Below are 20,015 nucleotides of genomic sequence, written 5' to 3'. Positions count from 1 at the left end.
GCTAAACCATGACAACATTATTGCGCTGTGAAAATATCAGCAAGTTTTATGAAGAAGGCGAACAGCAAGTTCAAGTATTAAAAAATGTTTCTTTTTCGATGGAAAAAGGTGAGCTAGTGGCAATCGTTGGGAGTTCTGGTTCAGGTAAAAGTACCTTACTACATAGTTTGGGCGGCTTAGACCAACCGAGTGCTGGCGAAGTTTGGATTGCGGATCAATCGTTACAAAAATTGAGTGCCAATCAGTTAGCCGATTTGCGTAATCGCTATTTAGGATTCGTTTATCAATTCCATCATTTGATGGCAGATTTTACTGCGCTGGAAAATGTCATGATGCCGATGTTAATCGGGCGTCAGAATAAAAGCGAAGCGGCAGATCGTGCTGAGAAAATGCTACAAGCGGTCGGATTATCACATCGAATTACGCATCGTCCATCGGCTCTTTCAGGTGGTGAGCGCCAACGGGTTGCAATTGCGCGTGCTTTAGTCAATAACCCATCACTTGTATTGGCAGATGAACCTACAGGGAATTTGGATCAGAAAACTACTGAAAGTATTTTTGATTTAATCAAACAGCTAAATCATGAGCAAAACATTGCCTTCTTATTAGTGACACACGATTTGAATCTCGCGCAAAAACTCTCTCGTCGTTTTGTCATGCGTGATGGTATTTTAACTGAGGAAGCCTAATGAATACCCCATTTTTTATTAGCTGGCGGTATCAGCGAGGCAAGCATAAAAACCGCCTTGTTTCACTAATCTCCCTTTTTTCAAGCGTAGGGATTGCACTTGGAGTTGCGGTGTTGATTATTGGTTTAAGTGCGATGAATGGTTTTGAGCGTGAGCTTAATCAGCGCGTACTTTCTGTTGTGCCACACGCAGAACTCTATTCTTACAATGGAAATGAAAATGTGCCAATTCAGGCGGGGGAGCGTTTAGAGAAATTAGTTAGCGAAAATCCGAATGTGAGCGCTGTTTCGCCATTCGTGAGTTTTACTGGGCTGATTGAAAACGGTAACCAACTTAAAATTGCACAAGTGCGTGGAGTTGACCCGAAAAAGCAAGACCAAGTGAGCCAATTAAGTCATTATATCCCAGCGGAACAATGGCAAGCGTTTCACCAAGAGGGTGGGCTTATTTTAGGTGCGGGCATTGCTAAAGATTTATCGGTTGAAGCAGGCGATGAAGTTACTTTATTACTTCCGCAACCGACTGAAGATGGCAAATTAGCCCAGCCGTTACGTTTTAGTTTGCCAGTAACGGGTATTTTGAAATTAGAAGGGCAGTTAGATCACAGTTATGCGTTATTGCCATTAACCAAAGCACAAGAGCTGTTGGAATATAGTCCTCAAGAAATTTCAGGGGTTGAGCTCTCTTTAAAAGCGCCGTTTGCGGTTAATCAATTGGCGCTCCCTGAGTTAAATACTTTTGAGCAACCACTTTATCTCAATACTTGGATAGACAAATTTGGCTATATGTATAACGACATTCAGCTGATTCGTGCGGTGATGTATATTGCAATGGTATTAGTGATTGGCGTGGCTTGTTTTAATATTATTTCCACTTTAATTATGGCGGTAAAAGACAAGCAAGGCGATATTGCGATTATGCGTACGCTTGGCGCGAATAATCGTTTTATTAAGCAGATTTTCCTTTGGTATGGCCTGATTTCAGGCATGAAAGGTGCGGTAATTGGCTTAATTTTAGGTGTATTGCTAGCACTCAATTTAACCGCTATTATCAAATCTTTAGAACAATTCTTCGGGGTTAAATTGCTTTCAGATGGTATCTACTTTATTGATTTCCTCCCAAGCGAATTACATTGGCAAGATATTGTTTATGTATTACTTGCCACCCTCGTGTTAAGTTTGTGTGCGAGCCTCTATCCAGCCTCGCGTGCTGCAAAACTTTCTCCTGCGCAAGTCTTAAGCGGACATTGATTTTAAGCCATTCGAAAGAATGGCTTTTTTCTTTGTGGGATTTGCAAAAAATTTCAAAAAAACGACCGCTTGCGATATAATGGATAAAAATACAATAGATAGGTTTCATCATGGATTTTTCTTTACTCTTAGACGGGCTGAACGATAAGCAACGTGAAGCAGTTGCTGCCCCGATTGGTAATTATTTAGTACTTGCAGGGGCAGGCTCTGGCAAAACACGCGTACTTACTCACCGCATTGCGTGGTTAATTGGCGTGGAGAATGTGCCAGAATCGAACATTTTAGCTGTGACTTTTACCAATAAAGCGGCAGCGGAAATGCGTCATCGAATTGAATATACGTTAGCACAAACTGCAGAAGATCACATGAGTGGCGGACGTCTATTTGGAATGTGGGTAGGGACTTTCCATAGCATTGCAAACCGTTTGTTGCGCGCGCATTATTTGGATGCCAACTTACCACAAGATTTCCAAATCATGGATACGGAAGATCAGCAACGCCTGATTAAACGCTTACTCAAGCTACATAATATTGATGAGAAAAATTTTCCACCGAAGCATGTCGCGTGGTATATCAATGCGCAAAAGGATAAAGGTAAGCGTGCCAAAGATATTGATCACCACAACGATCCGAATGAGAAAAAATTAGTTGAAATTTATCGTTTGTACCAAGAGGCTTGTGATCGCGCAGGCTTGTTGGATTTTGCCGAATTATTGATTCGCGCTTATGAATTGCTAAAACACAATAAATTGATTTTGCAACGCTATCAGCAACGTTTCCAACATATTTTGATTGATGAGTTTCAAGATACCAACAACATTCAGTATGACCTGATTCATTTGTTAGCAGGACAAACCGGTAAAGTGATGATTGTGGGCGATGATGACCAATCTATCTATGGTTGGCGTGGTGCGCAAGTTGAAAATATTCAGCGCTTTTTAAATGATTACCAACAGGCAGAGACTATTCGTCTTGAGCAAAATTATCGTTCCACAGGGCATATTCTTTCCGCCGCTAATGAGTTAATCGCCAATAATGATAACCGCTTGGGGAAAAATCTTTGGACAGAAAGTGGTGATGGTGACCCAGTTGAAATTTATTGCGCATTTAACGAATTGGACGAAGCGCGTTTTGTGGCTGCACAAATTAAACAGTGGAAAGAAGATGAGGGTGAATTATCTGAATGTGCGGTACTTTATCGGAGCAACAGTCAATCACGTGTGATTGAAGAAGCGCTGATTCAAGCAAATATTCCGTACCGCATTTATGGGGGAATGCGCTTTTTTGAACGCCAAGAAATTAAGGATGCATTAGCCTATTTGCGCTTGATTAGTAATCGTTTTGATGATGCCGCTTTCGAGCGTGTTATTAACACCCCGCCGCGAGGTATTGGGGAGCGCACGTTAGAAACTATTCGTCAGCTAGTGCGTGATCGTCAAATTACACTATGGCAAGCAATTCAAGTGGCGGTAAATGAGGAATTGTTATCAGGCAGAGCAGCGAATGCGTTGTTGCGCTTTGTAGATTTAATTAACGCGCTCGATCAAGAAACCGAACAGATGAATTTATCTGAACAGACTGATTTTGTAATCAAAAAATCGGGCTTGTATGAGATGTATCAGCAAGAAAAAGGTGAAAAGGGCGAAGTCCGCATTGAAAACTTGGAAGAGTTAGTGACGGCCACAAAGCAATTTACTAAACCGGATGAAGCAGAAGATCTTTCTGATTTAACCGCTTTTTTAACGCATGCTTCGTTGGAAGCCGGCGAAGCGCAAGCCTCTCCGAACCAAGACTATGTGGAACTGATGACGCTACATTCAGCAAAAGGTTTGGAATTTCCGCGCGTGTTCATGGTGGGCGTTGAAGAAGGTATTTTCCCAAGTGGCATGAGTTTTGATGAAGGGCGATTGCAAGAAGAACGCCGTCTTGCTTATGTAGGTATTACGCGTGCCAAACGCAAATTAACCATTAGCTATGCGGAATTACGCCGTTTATATGGCAAAGAAGAGCGCCATGTCGCGTCTCGTTTTATTGAAGAGCTCCCAGAAGCGCATATTCGTGAAATTCGCTTACGTGGTAACATTAACCGTGCTGCGAGTTTTGTACAAAATAACACATTTGCAAAACAGGTTACAAAAACGACCGCTTCTATTCTCAATGATAGCAGCTGGAAGATGGGGCAAAAAGTGATGCACCCGAAATTCGGGCAAGGCACCATTGTTAACGTTGAAGGGAGTGGTGAGGCAACGCGCCTGCAGATTGCTTTCCAAGGCAATGGCATTAAATGGCTGATTGCAAAAATGGCGCCATTAGAAAAGTTGTCGTGATAAGCTAATAAAACGGGAAAGCCCCAAATCAATTTGATTTGGGGCTTTTTGATGCTCAATGTTTAACTTAGCGAAGAAATGCGGGAATGTTTTTCTCGTAAGCAGCAATCGCATCTTCATGTTGAAGGGTTAAGCCGATGTTATCTAAGCCGTTTAATAGGCAGTGGCGGCGGAATTCATCTAATTCAAAATGATATACTTTTTCGCCAACGGTCACTGTCATGGCTTCTAAATCGACATGAATTTGCTTGCCTTCATTTGCCCACACCCATTGGAAAATCTCTTCCACTTCCTCTTCGCTTAAACGAATTGGCAACATATGGTTGTTTAGGCTGTTATTGTAGAAAATATCTGCAAAACTTGGGGCAATCATCACTTTAAAACCGTAGTCAGCTAATGCCCATGGTGCGTGTTCGCGTGAAGAACCACAGCCTAAATTTTTACGCGCTAATAAAATAGTTGCGCCCTGATATTGTGGAAAATTGAGCACAAAATCTGGGTTTGGTTGAGTTTCTGCCGCATCTAAATAGCGCCATTCGTGAAATAAATGTTTACCAAAACCCACGCGAGTAATTGCTTGTAAGAATTGCTTTGGAATGATTGCATCCGTATCCACGTTTGCTGCATCAAGTGGAACCACTAAGCCTGAATGTTGTTTAATACCTGCCATTTTTCTTATCCTTTCTTATCTGAGGGTTAGTTGAGTTTCACATCACGAATATCAACAAATTTACCAAATACTGCCGCGGCGGCTGCCATTGCTGGGCTAACTAAGTGAGTGCGACCATTACGACCTTGGCGGCCTTCAAAGTTACGGTTAGAGGTTGAAGCACAACGCTCCCATTCACCTAAACGGTCATCATTCATCCCTAAGCACATTGAGCAGCCTGGGTTACGCCATTCTGCACCGGCTTCAATAAAAATTTTATCTAACCCTTCTTTTTCGGCCTGTTCTTTAACTAAACCTGAGCCCGGAACGACTAACACACGTTTGACATTATCCGCTTTCTTACGGCCTTTCATGACCGCTGCGGCTGCGCGTAAGTCTTCAATTCGGGAGTTGGTGCAAGAGCCGATAAAGACTTGATCAACGGGAACATTTTTGAAATCGGTATCTGCTTCTAAACCGATATAAGCTAATGCTTTTTCTGCCGAAGCTTTTGTTACTGGATCAGCCATTTCTGCTGGGTTTGGAACGCGTTCATCAATTCCAATAACTTGCCCTGGGTTTGTCCCCCAAGTCACTTGTGGTGCAATGTCTTTCGCTTCTAGCACAACAATGCTGTCAAAGTGAGCATCGTCATCTGATTTTAAGGTTTTCCAATAAGCGACAGCATCGTCCCAATCCTGACCAGTTGGCGCGTGCGGACGACCTTTTAAGTATGCAAAAGTCGTTTCATCTGGCGCAATTAAGCCTGCTTTTGCACCGAATTCAATCGCCATATTACATACCGTCATGCGGCCTTCCATCGAAAGATCACGAATAGCTTCACCACAGAATTCCACAACATGGCCTGTACCACCCGCCATTGTGGTTTTACCGATAATGGCTAATACAATATCTTTTGCAGTGATGCCGGGCGCAACTTTACCGCGTACTTCCACTTTCATATTTTTTGCGCGGGCTTGTTTTAAAGTTTGGGTGGCAAGAACGTGTTCTACTTCAGAAGTTCCGATACCAAAGGCTAACGCGCCGAAGGCTCCGTGTGTGGCGGTGTGAGAGTCCCCACAGACAATGGTCATCCCAGGTAGGGTTAAGCCTTGTTCTGGCCCCATAACATGGACGATCCCTTGCTGTTTGGTTTGCATATCAAATAACGAAATCCCCGTTGCTTCGCAGTTTTTGGCTAATTCCAGTACTTGAATTTTGGCTTGGCCTTCTAGTTGATTGACATCGCGCACTTGGGTAGAAATGCTGTGGTCCATCGTGCCGAAAGTTTTGCTGACTTGACGAACTTGGCGGCCGGCTACACGTAAGCCGTCGAATGCTTGTGGGCTGGTCACTTCATGAATTAAGTGGCGGTTAATATAAAGAATAGGTGTTTCGCCTTCGGCTTCATACACGACATGTGCATCGAAAAGTTTATCGTAGAGTGTTTTTGCCATAATAATCCCACTTTTAAATCAATTGAATTTTAAACAGAACAAGCGGTGGAATATGCAAAAAATTTTGCAAAAATCACCGCTTGTGTGAATGCCATTCACTATAACGGCTTAAAAAACGAAAGTAAAATGCAAATTTGTCACTTTTTTTCGACTTTTATGCTATGCGATCAGCAAATAATGACTCTGTTTTAAGATTGCTTAGAATAATATTCTAAATATCATCTTTTTCTTGGCGGGTTGTTTGAGGTTTTTTAGACTTTTTAGCGGAATGAACCTTTAGCATTTTTTAGTATAATTGATTAAAACTCAGACTAAGAATGAGGAGAGGCAGTATGCAAACAAAACATTTTTTTGTTTTTGGAGAAGTACAAGGCGTGGGATTTCGCTTTTTTACTTTGCAAGAGGCGAGCAAAATTGGGCTAAATGGTACGGTAAGAAATCGGATTGATGGCAGTGTAGAAGTGATTGCACAAGGCAGTGAAGTACAATTAGAGGCGATGGCTGCTTGGCTTAAACATGGGCCGAAAACGGCAGAGGTAGAGCGGGTGGTTGAGTTAGATTACCCAACCACTACAATTTTTGAAAATTTTTCGATTATTCGTTAATCTGCTTGCACGAATGCTAATGCTTGCTCAACCACTTCCACGCCTGCGCCTGGTTTGGTTGCATTTTCACTTAAATGGCGACGCCATTGGCGAGCGCCTTTGCATTGTTGGAAAGCCCCTAGCATATGGCGCACGATATGGTTAAGATAAACGCCTTGTAAGAGTTGTTGTTCAATGTAAGGGAACATCTTCTCCACGGCTTCTTTGGCGGTAACAAGCGGTTGATTTTCACCAAAAATTTGCGAATCAATCGCACCCAGTAGCGAAGGATTTTGGTAGGCTTCGCGCCCAACCATCACGCCATCAACAAATTGTAGGTGGGTTTTGATTTCTTCGATAGTTTTAATGCCACCGTTAATCGAAATATTTAAATGCGGAAAATCACGCTTAAGCTGATAAACCCGCTCATAATCCAGCGGTGGAATTTCGCGATTTTCTTTCGGGCTGAGACCTGAAAGCCATGCTTTACGCGCATGTACGATAAAATCTTGTGAATAAGGCTGCACTTTTTCGATGAAATCGCACAGGAATTCATAGCTATCTAAATCATCAATGCCGATGCGATGTTTCACTGTCACGGGAATATCTACCGCATCGCGCATCGCTTTCATACAATCTGCAACCAAATCAGCTTTACCCATCAAGCAAGCACCAAACATGCCGTTTTGTACGCGATCTGAGGGGCAGCCAACATTAAGGTTAATTTCCGCATAACCCCGTTCTTCAACTAACTTTGCACAATGCGCTAATTGTGTTGGATCACTTCCTCCTAATTGCAATGCAACTGGATTTTCAGCGGGATCAAATGCAAGTAAATCATATTTTGCGTGAATGATTGCTGGTGCTGTAATCATCTCTGTATAAAGCAGCGTGTGTTGCGTAAATTGACGATGAAAATAGCGACAGTGGCGGGTTGTCCAATCAAGCATTGGCGCAACGGAAAAACGTCCGCGGTAGTAGGTTTGGTGCATAGTTTTCTTTAATCTTTGGTGGAATATGAAATTTCCTCTCCTTTGATGGGAGAGGAAATAGCAAGATGAACAGCGTTAAAATTCAGGACGTAGCTTGCGGTTAAACATCATCAGCATGATGAATGAGCACAAATCGTTCCCAAAGTTCTTCGGTCGTTTCTTGATGCGCCGGATCCGGAATAATACAGTTGCTAATTGGGCAAACTTTCTGGCAAGTCGGGTTATCGTAATGGCCTACACATTCCGTACACAAAACAGGATCGATAACATAGATTTCTTCCCCGACAGAAATCGCCTCATTTGGGCATTCGGGTAAGCACATGTCACAATTGGTACATTTGGAAGTAATGAGTAACGCCATGACCTGATGAATTCTCTTGGTTGCAAAAGTCGGCGATATTAGCCTTTTTGCTGTTCTAAGTAAAGCACTGTTGCCGCAACACGTGAATGTACGTTGAGCTTACGAAGTAAGTTGCGGATATGTACTTTTACCGTTTCTTCCGAAATAAAGAGTTGGGCGGCAATTTGTTTGTTCGACATACCGGTGGCAATCCACTGTAATACATCGCGCTCACGATCGGTAAGTGTATGTAATGGATCGCTTTCTGGTTGGCGATTTAGGATATGTTGACGTACGTTGTCGCTTAATACCATTTCACCTTTCAGTGCACGCTGAATGTTTTCGACTAACTCAGCTGTATCGCTGTCTTTTAATAAATAACCATCTACTCCAGCATCCATCAATGCAAAAATATCAGATTGCGCATCAGAAACCGTTAACACTACAATGCGAGCATCTACGCCTTTTGCGCGTAAAGCACGCAAAGTATCTAAGCCAGAAATGCCTTTCATATTTAAGTCTAGAATAATTAAATCGGGCTCGGTTGCTAAAGCTAATGCAACACCTTCGGTGCCGTTGCTTGCTTCGCCGACCACTTCAATATTATCTTCTAAAGATAAAATTTGGCGCATGCCTTGGCGCATCAATGGATGATCGTCAATTAAAATAATTTTGTATGTCATTGCTACACTCCTCAAAAACGGCTATTTTCCGTGCTATTGTGCCTAAATCAAGTTACCTAATTGAGGTAATTTGTCTATTTTTGATCTTCCTATCTTGCTTGTCTAGCGCATTTGCAAAACTTTCCAAGAAAATCACCGCTTGATCCGCTATAATAAGGGTAACTTTTTTTCTGAAAAATTGACCATGACAACAACCACTTATTTCGCCACAGCGGCGCGCGGTTTTGAGGAAATGCTTAAAACCGAATTAGAACAAATTTGCCAAGCGCAATGCCAAGTTGCACAAGGCGGTGTGCATTTCACCACCACACAAGAAGGCATGTATAAAGCGTTATTACATAGCCGTCTCGCCTCTCGAATTCTATTACCACTGATTACGACAAAAATTTTCAGCGAGTTAGATTTATATGCCTCAATAGTTGGTTATGCTTGGGAAACGGTATTCGACCCGCGCGATACTTTTTATGTCGATTTCAACGGGACGAACCGTGAAATTCGTAACACACAATTTGGTGCCATGCGTGTGAAAGATGGGGTTGTGGATCACTTTGAGCGTAAAGGTTTTGCGCGTCCTACGGTAGATAAAATCCAGCCAGATATTCGCTTGCATGTTTACCTCAATCGCGATGATTTAATTGTTTCATTGGATTTAAGTGGCGAAGCGCTACATATGCGCGGCTATCGTGAAGAAACAGGTAAAGCGCCATTGCGTGAAACATTAGCAGCCGCCATTATTTTACGTTCTGGTTGGCAGCCAGATACCCCATTAGTCGACCCAATGTGCGGTTCAGGCACATTATTGATTGAAGCCGCGCAAATGCAGGCAAAAATTGCCCCACAGCTTCATCGTAAATATTGGGGCTTTAATGCCTGGAAAGGCCATCAACAAGCCATTTGGAAAACGGTGTTAGATGAAGCCTATTTGCAAAAAAATGAAGAAATTCGACCGCTATTTTATGGCTTCGACCTTGATCATCGCGTGTTAGCAAAAGCAAAACAAAATGCGAATAACGCAGGGGTGGGGCATTTAATTCACTGGCAACAAGGCGATATTGCCGCTTTGAAAAATCCATGTGAAACAGAAGTTGGTACCGTGGTGTGTAACCCGCCTTATGGGGAACGTTTAGGCACAACGCCTGCGCTTATTGCACTTTACTCTGTGTTTGGTCAACGCTTAAAACGTGAGTTTGCTGGCTGGAATGTGTCGATTTTCAGTGGTGAGCCTGAATTGCTTAACTGTTTACGCTTGCGTGCGCATCGCCAATTTAAAGCGAAAAATGGCCCGCTTGAATGTTTGCAGAAAAACTATCAATTAAGTGAACGAAAAGCAGAGGAGCAAGCAGAAAACCTGACATTTGAACAAAATGCACAAGTTGCGCCTGATTTTGCCAATCGCTTAGCGAAAAACATTAAGAAAATTGAAAAATGGGCAAAACAGCAGGGCATTGATGCTTATCGTTTATATGATGCAGATTTGCCAGAATATAACTTAGCAGTCGATAGATATGCAGATCATATCGTTGTACAAGAATATGCTGCGCCGAAAAGTATTGATGAACAAAAAGCCCGTCAGCGCTTGTTAGATGCTGTTTCTGCAACGCTATATGTGACGGGGGTTGAAACTAATAAATTAGTGTTGAAAGTTCGTCAAAAACAAAAAGGCACCAATCAATATGAAAAATTGGCGAACAAAGGCGATTATTTCTATGTAAATGAGTACGGCGCGAAATTATGGGTGAATTTGACTGATTACCTCGACACTGGATTGTTCCTTGATCACCGCTTAACTCGCAAAATGGTCGGCGAGATGGCAAAAGGTAAAACCTTCTTAAATCTGTTTGCTTATACCGGATCGGCTACCGTCCATGCGGCTTTACATGGTGCAAAAGCGACCACGACGGTGGATATGTCGAACACTTATTTGAATTGGGCAGAGCAGAATTTAGAGCTTAACAATTTATTAGGTAAAAACCACCGCTTGTTCCAAGCAGATTGCTTACAATGGCTTGCAGAATGTCGTGAGCGTTTCGAATTGATTTTCGTTGACCCACCAACGTTTTCTAACTCAAAACGTATGGATGAGAGCTGGGATGTACAGCGTGATCACATTAAGCTGCTTACTCAACTTAAACGCATTTTAACAAACGATGGCACCATTGTGTTTTCCAACAATAAGCGCGGTTTTAAAATGGATTTCGATGCATTAGCAGAACTTGGCTTAACGGCGGAAAATATTTCGAAGAAAACACTACCGTTAGATTTCGAGCGCAATCCGCATATTCATAACTGTTGGATTATTCGCCACCAAATTTCAGCCTAATTGCAAGGCGATAAGGAGTTTTATGCAAAATATGTTAGACATTGCCAAACAGGCTAAAGCCGCAAGTGTGGTGTTGGCACAATTAGGTAACGTGCAGAAAAATCAGGCATTGTTGACGATTGCTGAACAGCTTGAAGCGCGCCAAGCAGAAATCTTGGTGGCAAATGCAAAAGATATTGAATTTGCCGAGTCGCAAGGGATTTCCCCTGCGATTATTGACCGTTTGTTGCTAACAGAAAGCCGTTTGCAAGGCATCGCGAATGATGTGCGTAATGTAGCGAAATTGGCCGATCCAGTCGGGCAAGTGATGGATGGTGGATTATTAAATTCAGGCTTAAAAATTCAGCGCGAGCGTGTGCCATTAGGCGTAGTGCTAACGATTTATGAAGCACGCCCGAATGTGACGATTGATGTTGCTTCGCTCTGTTTAAAAACGGGGAATGCTGCTATTTTGCGCGGTGGTAAAGAAACGAAATTTACAAATGCAGTGCTAGTTGAAGTTGTGCAACAAGCATTAGAACAAAGCGGATTGCCAAAATTTGCAGTGCAGGCGGTCACCGATCCTGATCGTGCTTTATTGCTAGAATTACTCAAACTTGACCGCTATATTGATATGCTGATTCCACGCGGTGGCGCGGGATTGCATCAGTTTTGCAAAGAAAATTCAACCATTCCGGTTATTGTAGGCGGTATTGGTGTTTGTCACACTTTTGTGGAGAAGAGCGCAGATCAAGCGCGGGCGCTGGAAGTGATTGCGAATGCTAAAACGCAACGCCCAAGCACTTGTAATACGTTAGAAACGTTGTTAGTTGATCGTGCTATTGCTGCAGAATTCTTGCCAAAATTAGCTGAAAAAATGGCAGGATTAGGCGTAACGCTGCATACAGATGAATTGCAAAAAACAGATAAAATTGCACCGCTTGATCAAGAAAAATTACGTCAAGAGTGGCTCTCTTTAGATTTAAGTGTCGTTGTGGTAGACGGTTTAGAAGGGGCGGTGGCACATATTCGTAAATATGGTTCACAACACTCAGAAGCGATTTTAACGGCAGATTATAAGCTCGCACGTCAGTTTGTTGCACAAGTTGATGCCGCTGCAGTTTATATTAACGCCAGTACGCGATTTACAGATGGCGGAGAATTTGGATTAGGCGCGGAAGTTGCAGTAAGTACGCAAAAACTTCATGCGCGAGGCCCGATGGGACTTGAAGCACTGACCACTTATAAATGGGTGTGCGAAGGGGATTATTTAAGCCGCGCTTAACGATTTCTCCGGATTAGTTATAGCGAAAAAATGAACAATCGGGTAGAATACCCCTCGATTTTTTAGCGTAGAGCCAGCCTCTACGCTTTTATTTTCTAACTTATTGATAAATCTATTATTTTTTGATTATGGCGAAATTACATATTACGACTTGGGGCTGCCAAATGAATGAGTATGACTCATCTAAAATGGCAGATCTTTTATTAGCAACACACGGTTTAGAATTAACTGAAAATCCAGAAGAAGCAGACGTTTTATTATTAAATACCTGCTCAATTCGTGAAAAAGCGCAAGAGAAAGTGTTTTCTCAATTAGGTCGCTGGAAAAACTGGAAAAAAGACAAGCCTGAATTGATTATCGGCGTAGGTGGTTGTGTTGCATCGCAAGAGGGTGAGCATATCCGTGATCGTGCGCCTTTCGTTGATATTGTTTTCGGTCCACAAACGTTGCACCGCTTACCTGAAATGATTAACAAAATCCGTGGTGGCGATCGTGCTATCGTAGATATTTCTTTCCCAGAAATTGAAAAATTTGACCGCTTACCGGAGCCAAAAGCAGAAGGCCCAACCGCATTCGTGTCTATCATGGAAGGTTGTAACAAATACTGTTCATTCTGCGTGGTGCCTTATACGCGTGGTGAGGAAGTTTCTCGTCCCGTAGATGATGTATTATTTGAAATTGCGCAATTGGCTGAACAAGGCGTGCGTGAAGTTAACTTATTAGGTCAAAACGTAAATGCTTATCGTGGCGATACTTTCGATGGCCAAATTTGCAGCTTTGCAGAATTATTACGCTTAGTGGCAGCTATTGATGGCATCGACCGTGTGCGTTATACCACAAGCCACCCAATTGAGTTTACCGATGATATTGTGGAAGTATACCGTGATACACCAGAGTTAGTGAGTTTTTTACACTTACCAATTCAAAGTGGTTCAGATCGTGTATTAACGATGATGAAACGTAACCACACCGCATTAGAATATAAAGCGATTATTCGTAAATTGCGTGAAGTACGACCGAATATTCAAATCAGTTCAGACTTTATTGTTGGCTTCCCGGGTGAAACTGCCGAAGACTTTGAGCAAACAATGAAAGTGATTGAACAAGTAAACTTTGATATGAGCTTTAGCTTTATCTATTCTGCGCGTCCAGGTACACCAGCCTCTGATTTACCAGATGATGTGTCGGAAGAAGAGAAAAAAGAACGTTTAGCACGCTTACAGCAACGTATTAACTTCCAAGCCATGCAATTTAGTCGTGCGATGCTTGGTACAGAACAACGTATCTTGGTTGAAGGCCCGTCGAAGAAAGACATCATGGAATTAACTGGTCGTACGGAAAACAACCGCGTAGTGAACTTCGTGGGGACGCCAGATATGATCGGTAAATTTGTGGATGTGAAAATCACAGATGTTTACACCAACTCATTACGTGGCGAGGTCATTCGCACTGAAGATGAAATGGGGTTACGTGTGGTTGAGTCCGCAGCAAGTGTGATTGCGCGTACGCGTAAAGAAGATGAACTTGGTGTTGGCCAATATGTGGTTAACCGTTAATTTACAAAAAATCTAAAAAACGCCCGCTTGAGTGAAACAACAAGCGGGCATTTTTTATGGTTATTTTGCTAATTATTCTTTTGGTAAGCGTTTAATCGAAAGGATTAAACCGCCCCAAATAATCACTAGCGCAATGCTCATCATAATAATTGCAGAACTACTCATGATTATTCCTCCACTTTAAATTCAGCTTCATTTTTCCAAGGCAGTAGCGAAAGGATAAATGCAACAACTAATAATAATCCTGCCATACCCCAGCCGAAGATGTTCACGAACCAGCTTGGATAGCCTTCATAGCCTTCATTGAAGATTTTAATGGCTTCACTAAATACCATGAACGCTAATACGCCTGTCGTAATAATTACACATAAACGCCATAGAGTTCCCACTTTAAGTGAGGATGTTTTGTTAATATGGTGACCTAAAGTGCTGAGTTTGCCTTTTGCCACGATAGCCACTAATGAAGCAAAGGCTACAGCAACAATACCGAAGTAGTTGACGAATTTATCCATGACATCCAACATTGGTAAACCAGTCGTGGTACCGAATAGCACAGTTGAAATTAACATCATTGGTAAGCCAACGGTAAAGGTTGCTGCTACACGGCTTAATTTTAGTTTGTCTTGGATTGCAGCAATGATTACTTCAATTACTGAGATGAAAGAAGTTAATGCAGCAAAGGTTAATGAACCGAAGAATAATACCCCTAAGGCAGAGCCTAATGGTGCTTCGTTAATAATAGTTGGGAATGCGATGAAAGCTAATCCGATACCACCTTTTGCCACTTCACTCACTTCTTGGCCTGACGCTGTTGCCATAAAGCCAAGTGCAGCAAATACGCCGATACCTGCAAGAACTTCAAAGCTTGAGTTCGCAAAACCAACCACTAAGCCTGTGCCAGTGAGATCTGAATCTTTTTTCAAGTAAGATGAGTAAGTAATCATAATCCCGAAACAGATAGAGAGGGAGAAGAAGATCTGCCCGTAAGCAGCAATCCACACGCTAGGCTCGGCTAATTTTTCCCAGTTTGGTGTAAATAATGCATCTAAGCCTTTTGCTGCACCTGGTAAAGTAAGGGAATAAACAACAAGAACTAAGAACATTACCACTAATACTGGCATTAAGATGCTTGAGCTTTTCGCAATCCCTTTTTCTACGCCTAGTGCTAATACCACAAGTGAGATTAGCCAAACTGCAATTAATGGCCCAATGACCATGCCAACAAATTCAAAGCTAATACCGTTAGCGATATCGCCAGCTTTAAGGAATTCGCCAATGAAGAAATCTGCTGGTTTATCGCCCCAAGTTTTTGCGAAAGAGAAGTAAGTGTAAATAGCGGCCCAGCCAAGCACGACAGCATAGTAAACCCCGATAATGACGTTCACCATAACTTGCCACCAACCGAAGGTTTCAAAGTGTTTGTTTAAGCGGCGGAAAGAGAGTGGTGCGCCCCCACGATGGCGGTGCCCGATAGCAAAGTCTAAGAAGAGTAATGGAATCCCAGCGGTTAATAATGCCACGATATAAGGAATGATGAATGCACCACCGCCGTTTTCATAAGTAGCATACGGGAAACGCCAAATGTTTCCCAAGCCGACGGCAGAACCGATTGCGGCCATAATAAACGCTTGACGACCAGAGAAAGTCGCGCGTTTTTGTTGAGTAGGTTGACTAGACACGGAAAGTTTCCTCTAAAAAATAGAATGTTTGTTTTAAATCAAAATTTCTGCGAATAATTCGCAAGTGGAGGCAAGAATATGATGAATATTTAGGGATGTAAAGGGTGTAAAGTGTTGCAAGGGTGGTAAATTTAGTTTTTTTATAGTGATTTAAACTAATAATAGAGGTTAATTTAGTGATATTTGCTATATTTTGTAAGGAAAATTAGTTTTTTGCACTTGTCGGATTAGAGAAAAACAGCAGAAAGAATTATTTTTTTATACGATGAAAAAACGGTCAGTTTGCAAAATATTTGCAAAATCTGACCGCTTGTAATATTAGGCTGAAGCTGGCTCGTTCTCAGTTTGAAGTGGTTCAACTCGAGCCTGTTTTACCATATTATCTGCCACTTCCATAATGGTCACTTTCAGATTATATAGCTCGAATTGCGTATCTTCTTCAGGGATTTTTTCTAAATGTTCTAGGATTAAGCCGTTAAAGGTGCGGGCTTCATCCACAGGTAGTTGCCAATCAAACAATTTGTTTAAATCACGCAAGTTGGCGGAACCTTCAATAATCACCGTGCCATCTGATTGTGGTTTCACCTCTTCAGCGAGGGTTGGTGCGGTCGAAGTAGTAAATTCACCGACAATCTCTTCTAAAATGTCTTCCAGTGTAACTAACCCTTTAATGTCGCCATATTCATCGACCACTAAACCAATACGCTCTTTATTCGTTTTAAAGTTCATGAGCTGGGTTGTTAATGGTGTGCCTTCTGGAATGAAATAGGCTTCATCAACAGCACGAATTAACATCTCTTTGGTGAATTCGTTACGCTCAAGCATTAGGCGGAATGCTTCACGCACACGGAGCATACCGAGTACGTTTTTGTCCATATTGCCTTTATAAATTACGACGCGTGCGTGTGCAGCGCCCGTCAGTTGGCGCATAATCGCTTTCCAGTCGTCTTCGATATCAATGCCACCGATATCGTTGCGTGGCACCATAATGTCATCCACCGTCACTTTTTCCATATCTAAAATAGAAAGCAACATGTCTTGGTGTTCGGTTGGAATAAATTTACCGGCTTCAAGCACCACACCTTTTAGCTCTTCTGCGCTTAATCCTTGCGATTCATTTTTGCGAATATGCAACAATTTCATTAAGCCGTTAATGATTAGGTTCATTAAGAACACTAGTGGCAGTGCGATTTTTTTCAGTGGCGTGAGGACATAACTCACGACAAATGCCACGCGTTCAGGGAAAATTGCTGCGATGGTTTTTGGTAAGATCTCGGAGAAAACCAACATCACAAAAGTTAATGCCCCAGTGGCAATCGCCACCCCCATATCGCCAGCTAATCGCATACCAATCATGGTTGCAATCGCAGAGGCTGCGATATTGACTAAGTTATTACAAATTAAGATGAGGCTTAATAAAACATCGGTTTTTTCGAGGAGTTTTTCTGCTAGTCTCGCCCCTTTATGCCCTTGCTCAGCAAGGTGTTTCATTTTGTAGCGGTTTAGAGACATTAGCCCAGTTTCAGAGCCAGAAAAGAATGCAGAGAGCAAAAGAAGAATAGTAAGAGTAATAAAGAGACTACTCAGGGGGATACTGTCCAAAATAAAAATCCTATGATAAGTAAATCTTCAAGCGGTCGATATTTTAGTTCTGTTTTTGCAATAAACAGAGAAAATTCGACCGCTTACCTAATCAATTACTTGATTAAATGGCTACCAAAATAGCCAACTGTGAGTAATATCATACCTGAAATCGAGTAAATAAGCACCCGATTTCCACGCCAGCGCCATTTCCACTGCCCTAATATTAAAACACTATACATTATCCAAGCAACAAAAGAGAAGACGGCTTTATGCACTTGTTCTGGCGCAAAGAAATTATGTAAGTAAATAATACCGCTAATGAGCGTCACGGTTAATAATGCTTGTGCCGCAACCGTTAGCGTAAAAAAGTGGCGCTCAACCGTCATCAATGGTGGAAGCATTTGGCAGAAAATAAATTTTTTGCTTTTCAGTTTTTTATCTAACCATTTGATCTGTAATGCATATAAAAGTGCGAGAAAAAAGAGCGCATAAGAGAATAGCGCAATCCCTAAGTGGAAAACCAAACCTGAATTCTGTGCTAAATTCCGAATAAAATTACCCGTTGTAAACAAGGTTAACACAATGCTACAAATAGCAAAGGTATAAACCACCATCAGTGGAAACCAGATGGTTTTTAAGCGGGGAAGGGCTAAGGTTGCAAATGCACTCAGGAAAAAACTCATCAACGCATTGGCATTCGCTAAAGAATAATTTTGACTGCCACCTTCTAAAATAAAGTTTGTGGTAAGGCTAGCAAAATGGCAAACAACCGCCACCAAACCAATGCTAAACACTGCTTTGATATTTGGCTGAGTTTGCTTACCGGTTTGATTTTCTAGGTTAACCAAGGTTGGGACTACCCATAATAGTGCGCCGGCATAAGCGATTATCGCGAAAATAGCAAAAATCATGATTTTTCCGTCAATTAAGAATTATTTTCAATAGGATGCTAAAGTTAGCAGTTTTCTGCGCGTTTGGCTATGCTGAGTGAGCATTTTCCCCAAAAAGTGTTAAAAAATTTACCTTAGGTCAAAGTTTGAAAATGAAAGGAAAAATGCAAGCGGTTGTATTTCTTAGTAATTTTGCAAATTCATAAAGAGATACAACCACTTACTGTTTTATGGCGTGGCTTGGATGCTATTTTGATAAGCCATTTGCATTTCATTGACTTGTTTGACAACAAGAAAGAACATAAGGGCAGATAAGAAATCAAAAATGTTGCTAAAAATAGAAAAATTGGTCAAAAAAGCCAGCGCATTTAAATCTTCAGAATCTACTTTAAATGATAGTCGCGCATAAGCACTATCGACCATATTAGAAAAAATCCATAATCCCCACCAGATCTTTAACAACATTGGCGATGAAGATAAAGACCAGTCAGACGGCTTTTGGCTTGCAAACCACGTTTCTCGCATGGTTTGATATGGCTTAAATAAAGCCATAAAAGGCACAAAATACCACCATACACAACTGCCATCGCTAAATTTTAAATTTTCAACGCCCCAAAATCGTAAGCGTTTATGCGAGCGGTAGAGCCAAATTCCTGAAATAATAAAGATACTAATAAGTGTAACGAGAAATAGAATGTTGAATACAGTGGTATAGTCATCAAATTGGTCGACATAATCAGGAATAATGCCATTTCCAAAATTGTTCAAAATATGAAGTGTGATAAAGTCATTTACAGTGCTCACAATAATTAGGAACATGTATAGCCCTAATATTGTTTTAAGTAATGAGGAGTTGTTTTTGATTGGCTGCATAATTACCTTGTTTATAGAAGATATAAAATGCTTGAGATTATAGATGGATTTTAACGTTTAACAAATTTGAATTATCCATAGAAAGCCAGATGATTTTCATAAAAACGCTGATTTTCCTTTTGACTATTTGACATTCTCTCTGTAATATATCGACCCTATGCAAAAGGTAAAACTACCCCTCACTATTGACCCATACAAAGACGCACAGCGTCGAATGGATTATGAAGGCATCATTCCAATGGCGCTTTTAAACCGCTTGGGTGAATCTGTGAGCAAAGTGCTAAGCGATGCACAAGTTACTCTCTCGTTATATGTTGATCCACAAAAACTGGTCGTGATTAAAGGCTCGGCAACAGTTGATGTGGCGCTTGACTGTCAACGCTGCGGTAACCCATTTACGCAAACGCTCGACTGCACATTTTGTTTCAGTCCAGTGTCGAATATGGATCAGGCGGACGACTTGCCCGGAATTTATGAGCCTATCGAAACTAACGAATTTGGCGAAGTAAATTTACTAGATATGGTAGAAGATGAATTTATCATTGAATTGCCATTAGTCCCGATGCATGATGCTGCACACTGTGAAGTGTCCACGCAGGAACAGGTTTTTGGCGAATTGCCTGAAGAACTGGCGAAAAAACCGAACCCGTTCGCTGTATTAGCTAATTTAAAAAAGAACTAACTTAGGAGTATAGCCAATGGCTGTTCAACAAAATAAAAAATCTCGTTCACGTCGTGATATGCGCCGTTCACACGATGCATTAACCACTGCTGCAGTATCAGTAGATAAAACTTCTGGCGAAACTCATTTCCGCCACCACGTTACTGCTGACGGTTACTACCGTGGTCGTAAAGTAATCAACAAGTAATCCTTTAGG

Annotated in this window: 19 protein-coding genes; 9 read left to right on the top strand and 10 right to left on the bottom strand. The window is 41.7% G+C overall.

Going from position 1 to position 20,015, the window contains the following annotated elements:
• The first annotated feature begins 8 nt into the window (after positions 1-8).
• From lolD to uvrD, 3 genes are all read left to right on the top strand, one after another.
• On the top strand, positions 9-689 hold the full coding sequence (lolD, locus tag HMPREF1128_RS09645) for a lipoprotein-releasing ABC transporter ATP-binding protein LolD (protein ID WP_007526793.1): 681 nt from the start codon (positions 9-11) through the stop codon (positions 687-689).
• Complete coding sequence (gene lolE / locus HMPREF1128_RS09640; protein WP_007526647.1) at positions 689-1,939, top strand: lipoprotein-releasing ABC transporter permease subunit LolE; 1,251 nt, start codon at positions 689-691, stop codon at positions 1,937-1,939. The genes lolD and lolE overlap by 1 nt, the downstream gene beginning before the upstream one ends.
• 110 nt (positions 1,940-2,049) lie before the next feature.
• Positions 2,050-4,266 carry a DNA helicase II gene (gene uvrD, locus HMPREF1128_RS09635; RefSeq protein WP_007526764.1) on the top strand — a complete coding sequence of 739 codons (2,217 nt, stop codon included), beginning with the start codon at positions 2,050-2,052 and terminating at the stop codon, positions 4,264-4,266.
• Between the two features lie 67 nt (positions 4,267-4,333).
• Here the strand turns inward: uvrD and leuD are convergent, their stop codons facing one another.
• The gene (gene leuD / locus HMPREF1128_RS09630) at positions 4,334-4,936 is read right to left on the bottom strand and encodes a 3-isopropylmalate dehydratase small subunit (RefSeq protein WP_007526878.1); all 603 of its coding nucleotides are present in this window, start codon (positions 4,934-4,936) and stop codon (positions 4,334-4,336) included.
• A gap of 26 nt (positions 4,937-4,962) precedes the next feature.
• Positions 4,963-6,372, bottom strand: coding sequence for a 3-isopropylmalate dehydratase large subunit (gene leuC, locus HMPREF1128_RS09625; RefSeq protein ID WP_007526897.1), 1,410 nt, complete (start codon positions 6,370-6,372; stop codon positions 4,963-4,965).
• 332 nt (positions 6,373-6,704) lie between these two features.
• Here leuC and HMPREF1128_RS09620 point away from each other — a divergent pair, with 332 nt between their 5' ends.
• Positions 6,705-6,977: an acylphosphatase gene (locus HMPREF1128_RS09620; RefSeq protein WP_007526946.1), complete on the top strand. Its 273-nt coding sequence runs from the start codon at positions 6,705-6,707 to the stop codon at positions 6,975-6,977.
• Here the strand turns inward: HMPREF1128_RS09620 and dusA are convergent.
• From dusA to HMPREF1128_RS09605, 3 genes are all read right to left on the bottom strand, one after another.
• The gene (gene dusA, locus HMPREF1128_RS09615; RefSeq protein ID WP_007526673.1) at positions 6,974-7,948 is read right to left on the bottom strand and encodes a tRNA dihydrouridine(20/20a) synthase DusA; all 975 of its coding nucleotides are present in this window, start codon (positions 7,946-7,948) and stop codon (positions 6,974-6,976) included. The two genes, HMPREF1128_RS09620 and dusA, sit on opposite strands and share 4 nt — an antisense overlap.
• 100 nt (positions 7,949-8,048) lie before the next feature.
• Positions 8,049-8,309 carry a YfhL family 4Fe-4S dicluster ferredoxin gene (locus tag HMPREF1128_RS09610; RefSeq protein ID WP_010128268.1) on the bottom strand — a complete coding sequence of 87 codons (261 nt, stop codon included), beginning with the start codon at positions 8,307-8,309 and terminating at the stop codon, positions 8,049-8,051.
• 38 nt (positions 8,310-8,347) lie between these two features.
• Positions 8,348-8,971 (bottom strand): response regulator, encoded by a 624-nt coding sequence (locus tag HMPREF1128_RS09605; protein WP_007526835.1) that lies wholly within the window; start codon positions 8,969-8,971, stop codon positions 8,348-8,350.
• Positions 8,972-9,155: 184 nt separating this feature from the next.
• Here HMPREF1128_RS09605 and rlmKL point away from each other — a divergent pair, with 184 nt between their 5' ends.
• From rlmKL to miaB, 3 genes are all read left to right on the top strand, one after another.
• The gene (gene rlmKL, locus HMPREF1128_RS09600) at positions 9,156-11,291 is read left to right on the top strand and encodes a bifunctional 23S rRNA (guanine(2069)-N(7))-methyltransferase RlmK/23S rRNA (guanine(2445)-N(2))-methyltransferase RlmL (protein WP_007526676.1); all 2,136 of its coding nucleotides are present in this window, start codon (positions 9,156-9,158) and stop codon (positions 11,289-11,291) included.
• A 22-nt stretch (positions 11,292-11,313) separates the two neighbouring features.
• Complete coding sequence (proA, locus tag HMPREF1128_RS09595; protein ID WP_007526837.1) at positions 11,314-12,555, top strand: glutamate-5-semialdehyde dehydrogenase; 1,242 nt, start codon at positions 11,314-11,316, stop codon at positions 12,553-12,555.
• 128 nt (positions 12,556-12,683) lie between these two features.
• Positions 12,684-14,111 carry a tRNA (N6-isopentenyl adenosine(37)-C2)-methylthiotransferase MiaB gene (miaB, locus tag HMPREF1128_RS09590; RefSeq protein WP_007526928.1) on the top strand — a complete coding sequence of 476 codons (1,428 nt, stop codon included), beginning with the start codon at positions 12,684-12,686 and terminating at the stop codon, positions 14,109-14,111.
• Between the two features lie 72 nt (positions 14,112-14,183).
• Here the strand turns inward: miaB and HMPREF1128_RS10270 are convergent, their stop codons facing one another.
• The 5 genes from HMPREF1128_RS10270 to HMPREF1128_RS09565 form a co-directional block, all read right to left on the bottom strand.
• On the bottom strand, positions 14,184-14,276 hold the full coding sequence (locus tag HMPREF1128_RS10270; RefSeq protein WP_010128261.1) for a methionine/alanine import family NSS transporter small subunit: 93 nt from the start codon (positions 14,274-14,276) through the stop codon (positions 14,184-14,186).
• A gap of 2 nt (positions 14,277-14,278) precedes the next feature.
• The gene (locus HMPREF1128_RS09580; RefSeq protein WP_007526883.1) at positions 14,279-15,790 is read right to left on the bottom strand and encodes a sodium-dependent transporter; all 1,512 of its coding nucleotides are present in this window, start codon (positions 15,788-15,790) and stop codon (positions 14,279-14,281) included.
• A gap of 318 nt (positions 15,791-16,108) precedes the next feature.
• Positions 16,109-17,392: an HlyC/CorC family transporter gene (locus HMPREF1128_RS09575; RefSeq protein WP_081466969.1), complete on the bottom strand. Its 1,284-nt coding sequence runs from the start codon at positions 17,390-17,392 to the stop codon at positions 16,109-16,111.
• A gap of 95 nt (positions 17,393-17,487) precedes the next feature.
• The gene (locus tag HMPREF1128_RS09570) at positions 17,488-18,285 is read right to left on the bottom strand and encodes a cytochrome C assembly family protein (RefSeq protein ID WP_007526901.1); all 798 of its coding nucleotides are present in this window, start codon (positions 18,283-18,285) and stop codon (positions 17,488-17,490) included.
• Positions 18,286-18,492: 207 nt separating this feature from the next.
• Complete coding sequence (locus HMPREF1128_RS09565; protein ID WP_231287876.1) at positions 18,493-19,137, bottom strand: DUF4328 domain-containing protein; 645 nt, start codon at positions 19,135-19,137, stop codon at positions 18,493-18,495.
• A 157-nt stretch (positions 19,138-19,294) separates the two neighbouring features.
• Between HMPREF1128_RS09565 and yceD the strand changes: the two genes are divergently transcribed.
• Positions 19,295-19,819, top strand: a complete 525-nt coding sequence (gene yceD / locus HMPREF1128_RS09560) for a 23S rRNA accumulation protein YceD (protein WP_010128259.1) — start codon at positions 19,295-19,297, stop codon at positions 19,817-19,819.
• Between the two features lie 16 nt (positions 19,820-19,835).
• Entirely contained in the window at positions 19,836-20,006 is a 171-nt protein-coding gene (rpmF, locus tag HMPREF1128_RS09555) for a 50S ribosomal protein L32 (RefSeq protein WP_006251723.1), read from the top strand.
• The last annotated feature ends 9 nt before the right edge of the window (positions 20,007-20,015 follow it).

The sequence above is a fragment of the Haemophilus sputorum HK 2154 genome (assembly GCF_000287615.1).
Classification (GTDB): domain Bacteria; phylum Pseudomonadota; class Gammaproteobacteria; order Enterobacterales; family Pasteurellaceae; genus Haemophilus_A; species Haemophilus_A sputorum.
Note: the sequence above shows the minus strand (reverse complement) of the source record. Positions and strands in the feature narration are given on the sequence as shown.

Coding starts and splice junctions, on each gene's coding strand:
- HMPREF1128_RS09565 (WP_231287876.1), bottom strand. CDS start 19,137: ATGCAGCCAATCAAAAACAACTCCTCATTACTTAAAACAATATTAGGG.
- miaB (WP_007526928.1), top strand. CDS start 12,684: ATGGCGAAATTACATATTACGACTTGGGGCTGCCAAATGAATGAGTAT.
- leuC (WP_007526897.1), bottom strand. CDS start 6,372: ATGGCAAAAACACTCTACGATAAACTTTTCGATGCACATGTCGTGTAT.
- HMPREF1128_RS10270 (WP_010128261.1), bottom strand. CDS start 14,276: ATGAGTAGTTCTGCAATTATTATGATGAGCATTGCGCTAGTGATTATT.
- HMPREF1128_RS09620 (WP_007526946.1), top strand. CDS start 6,705: ATGCAAACAAAACATTTTTTTGTTTTTGGAGAAGTACAAGGCGTGGGA.
- uvrD (WP_007526764.1), top strand. CDS start 2,050: ATGGATTTTTCTTTACTCTTAGACGGGCTGAACGATAAGCAACGTGAA.
- yceD (WP_010128259.1), top strand. CDS start 19,295: ATGCAAAAGGTAAAACTACCCCTCACTATTGACCCATACAAAGACGCA.
- rpmF (WP_006251723.1), top strand. CDS start 19,836: ATGGCTGTTCAACAAAATAAAAAATCTCGTTCACGTCGTGATATGCGC.
- leuD (WP_007526878.1), bottom strand. CDS start 4,936: ATGGCAGGTATTAAACAACATTCAGGCTTAGTGGTTCCACTTGATGCA.
- HMPREF1128_RS09570 (WP_007526901.1), bottom strand. CDS start 18,285: ATGATTTTTGCTATTTTCGCGATAATCGCTTATGCCGGCGCACTATTA.
- proA (WP_007526837.1), top strand. CDS start 11,314: ATGCAAAATATGTTAGACATTGCCAAACAGGCTAAAGCCGCAAGTGTG.
- HMPREF1128_RS09610 (WP_010128268.1), bottom strand. CDS start 8,309: ATGGCGTTACTCATTACTTCCAAATGTACCAATTGTGACATGTGCTTA.
- lolD (WP_007526793.1), top strand. CDS start 9: ATGACAACATTATTGCGCTGTGAAAATATCAGCAAGTTTTATGAAGAA.
- dusA (WP_007526673.1), bottom strand. CDS start 7,948: ATGCACCAAACCTACTACCGCGGACGTTTTTCCGTTGCGCCAATGCTT.
- rlmKL (WP_007526676.1), top strand. CDS start 9,156: ATGACAACAACCACTTATTTCGCCACAGCGGCGCGCGGTTTTGAGGAA.
- lolE (WP_007526647.1), top strand. CDS start 689: ATGAATACCCCATTTTTTATTAGCTGGCGGTATCAGCGAGGCAAGCAT.
- HMPREF1128_RS09605 (WP_007526835.1), bottom strand. CDS start 8,971: ATGACATACAAAATTATTTTAATTGACGATCATCCATTGATGCGCCAA.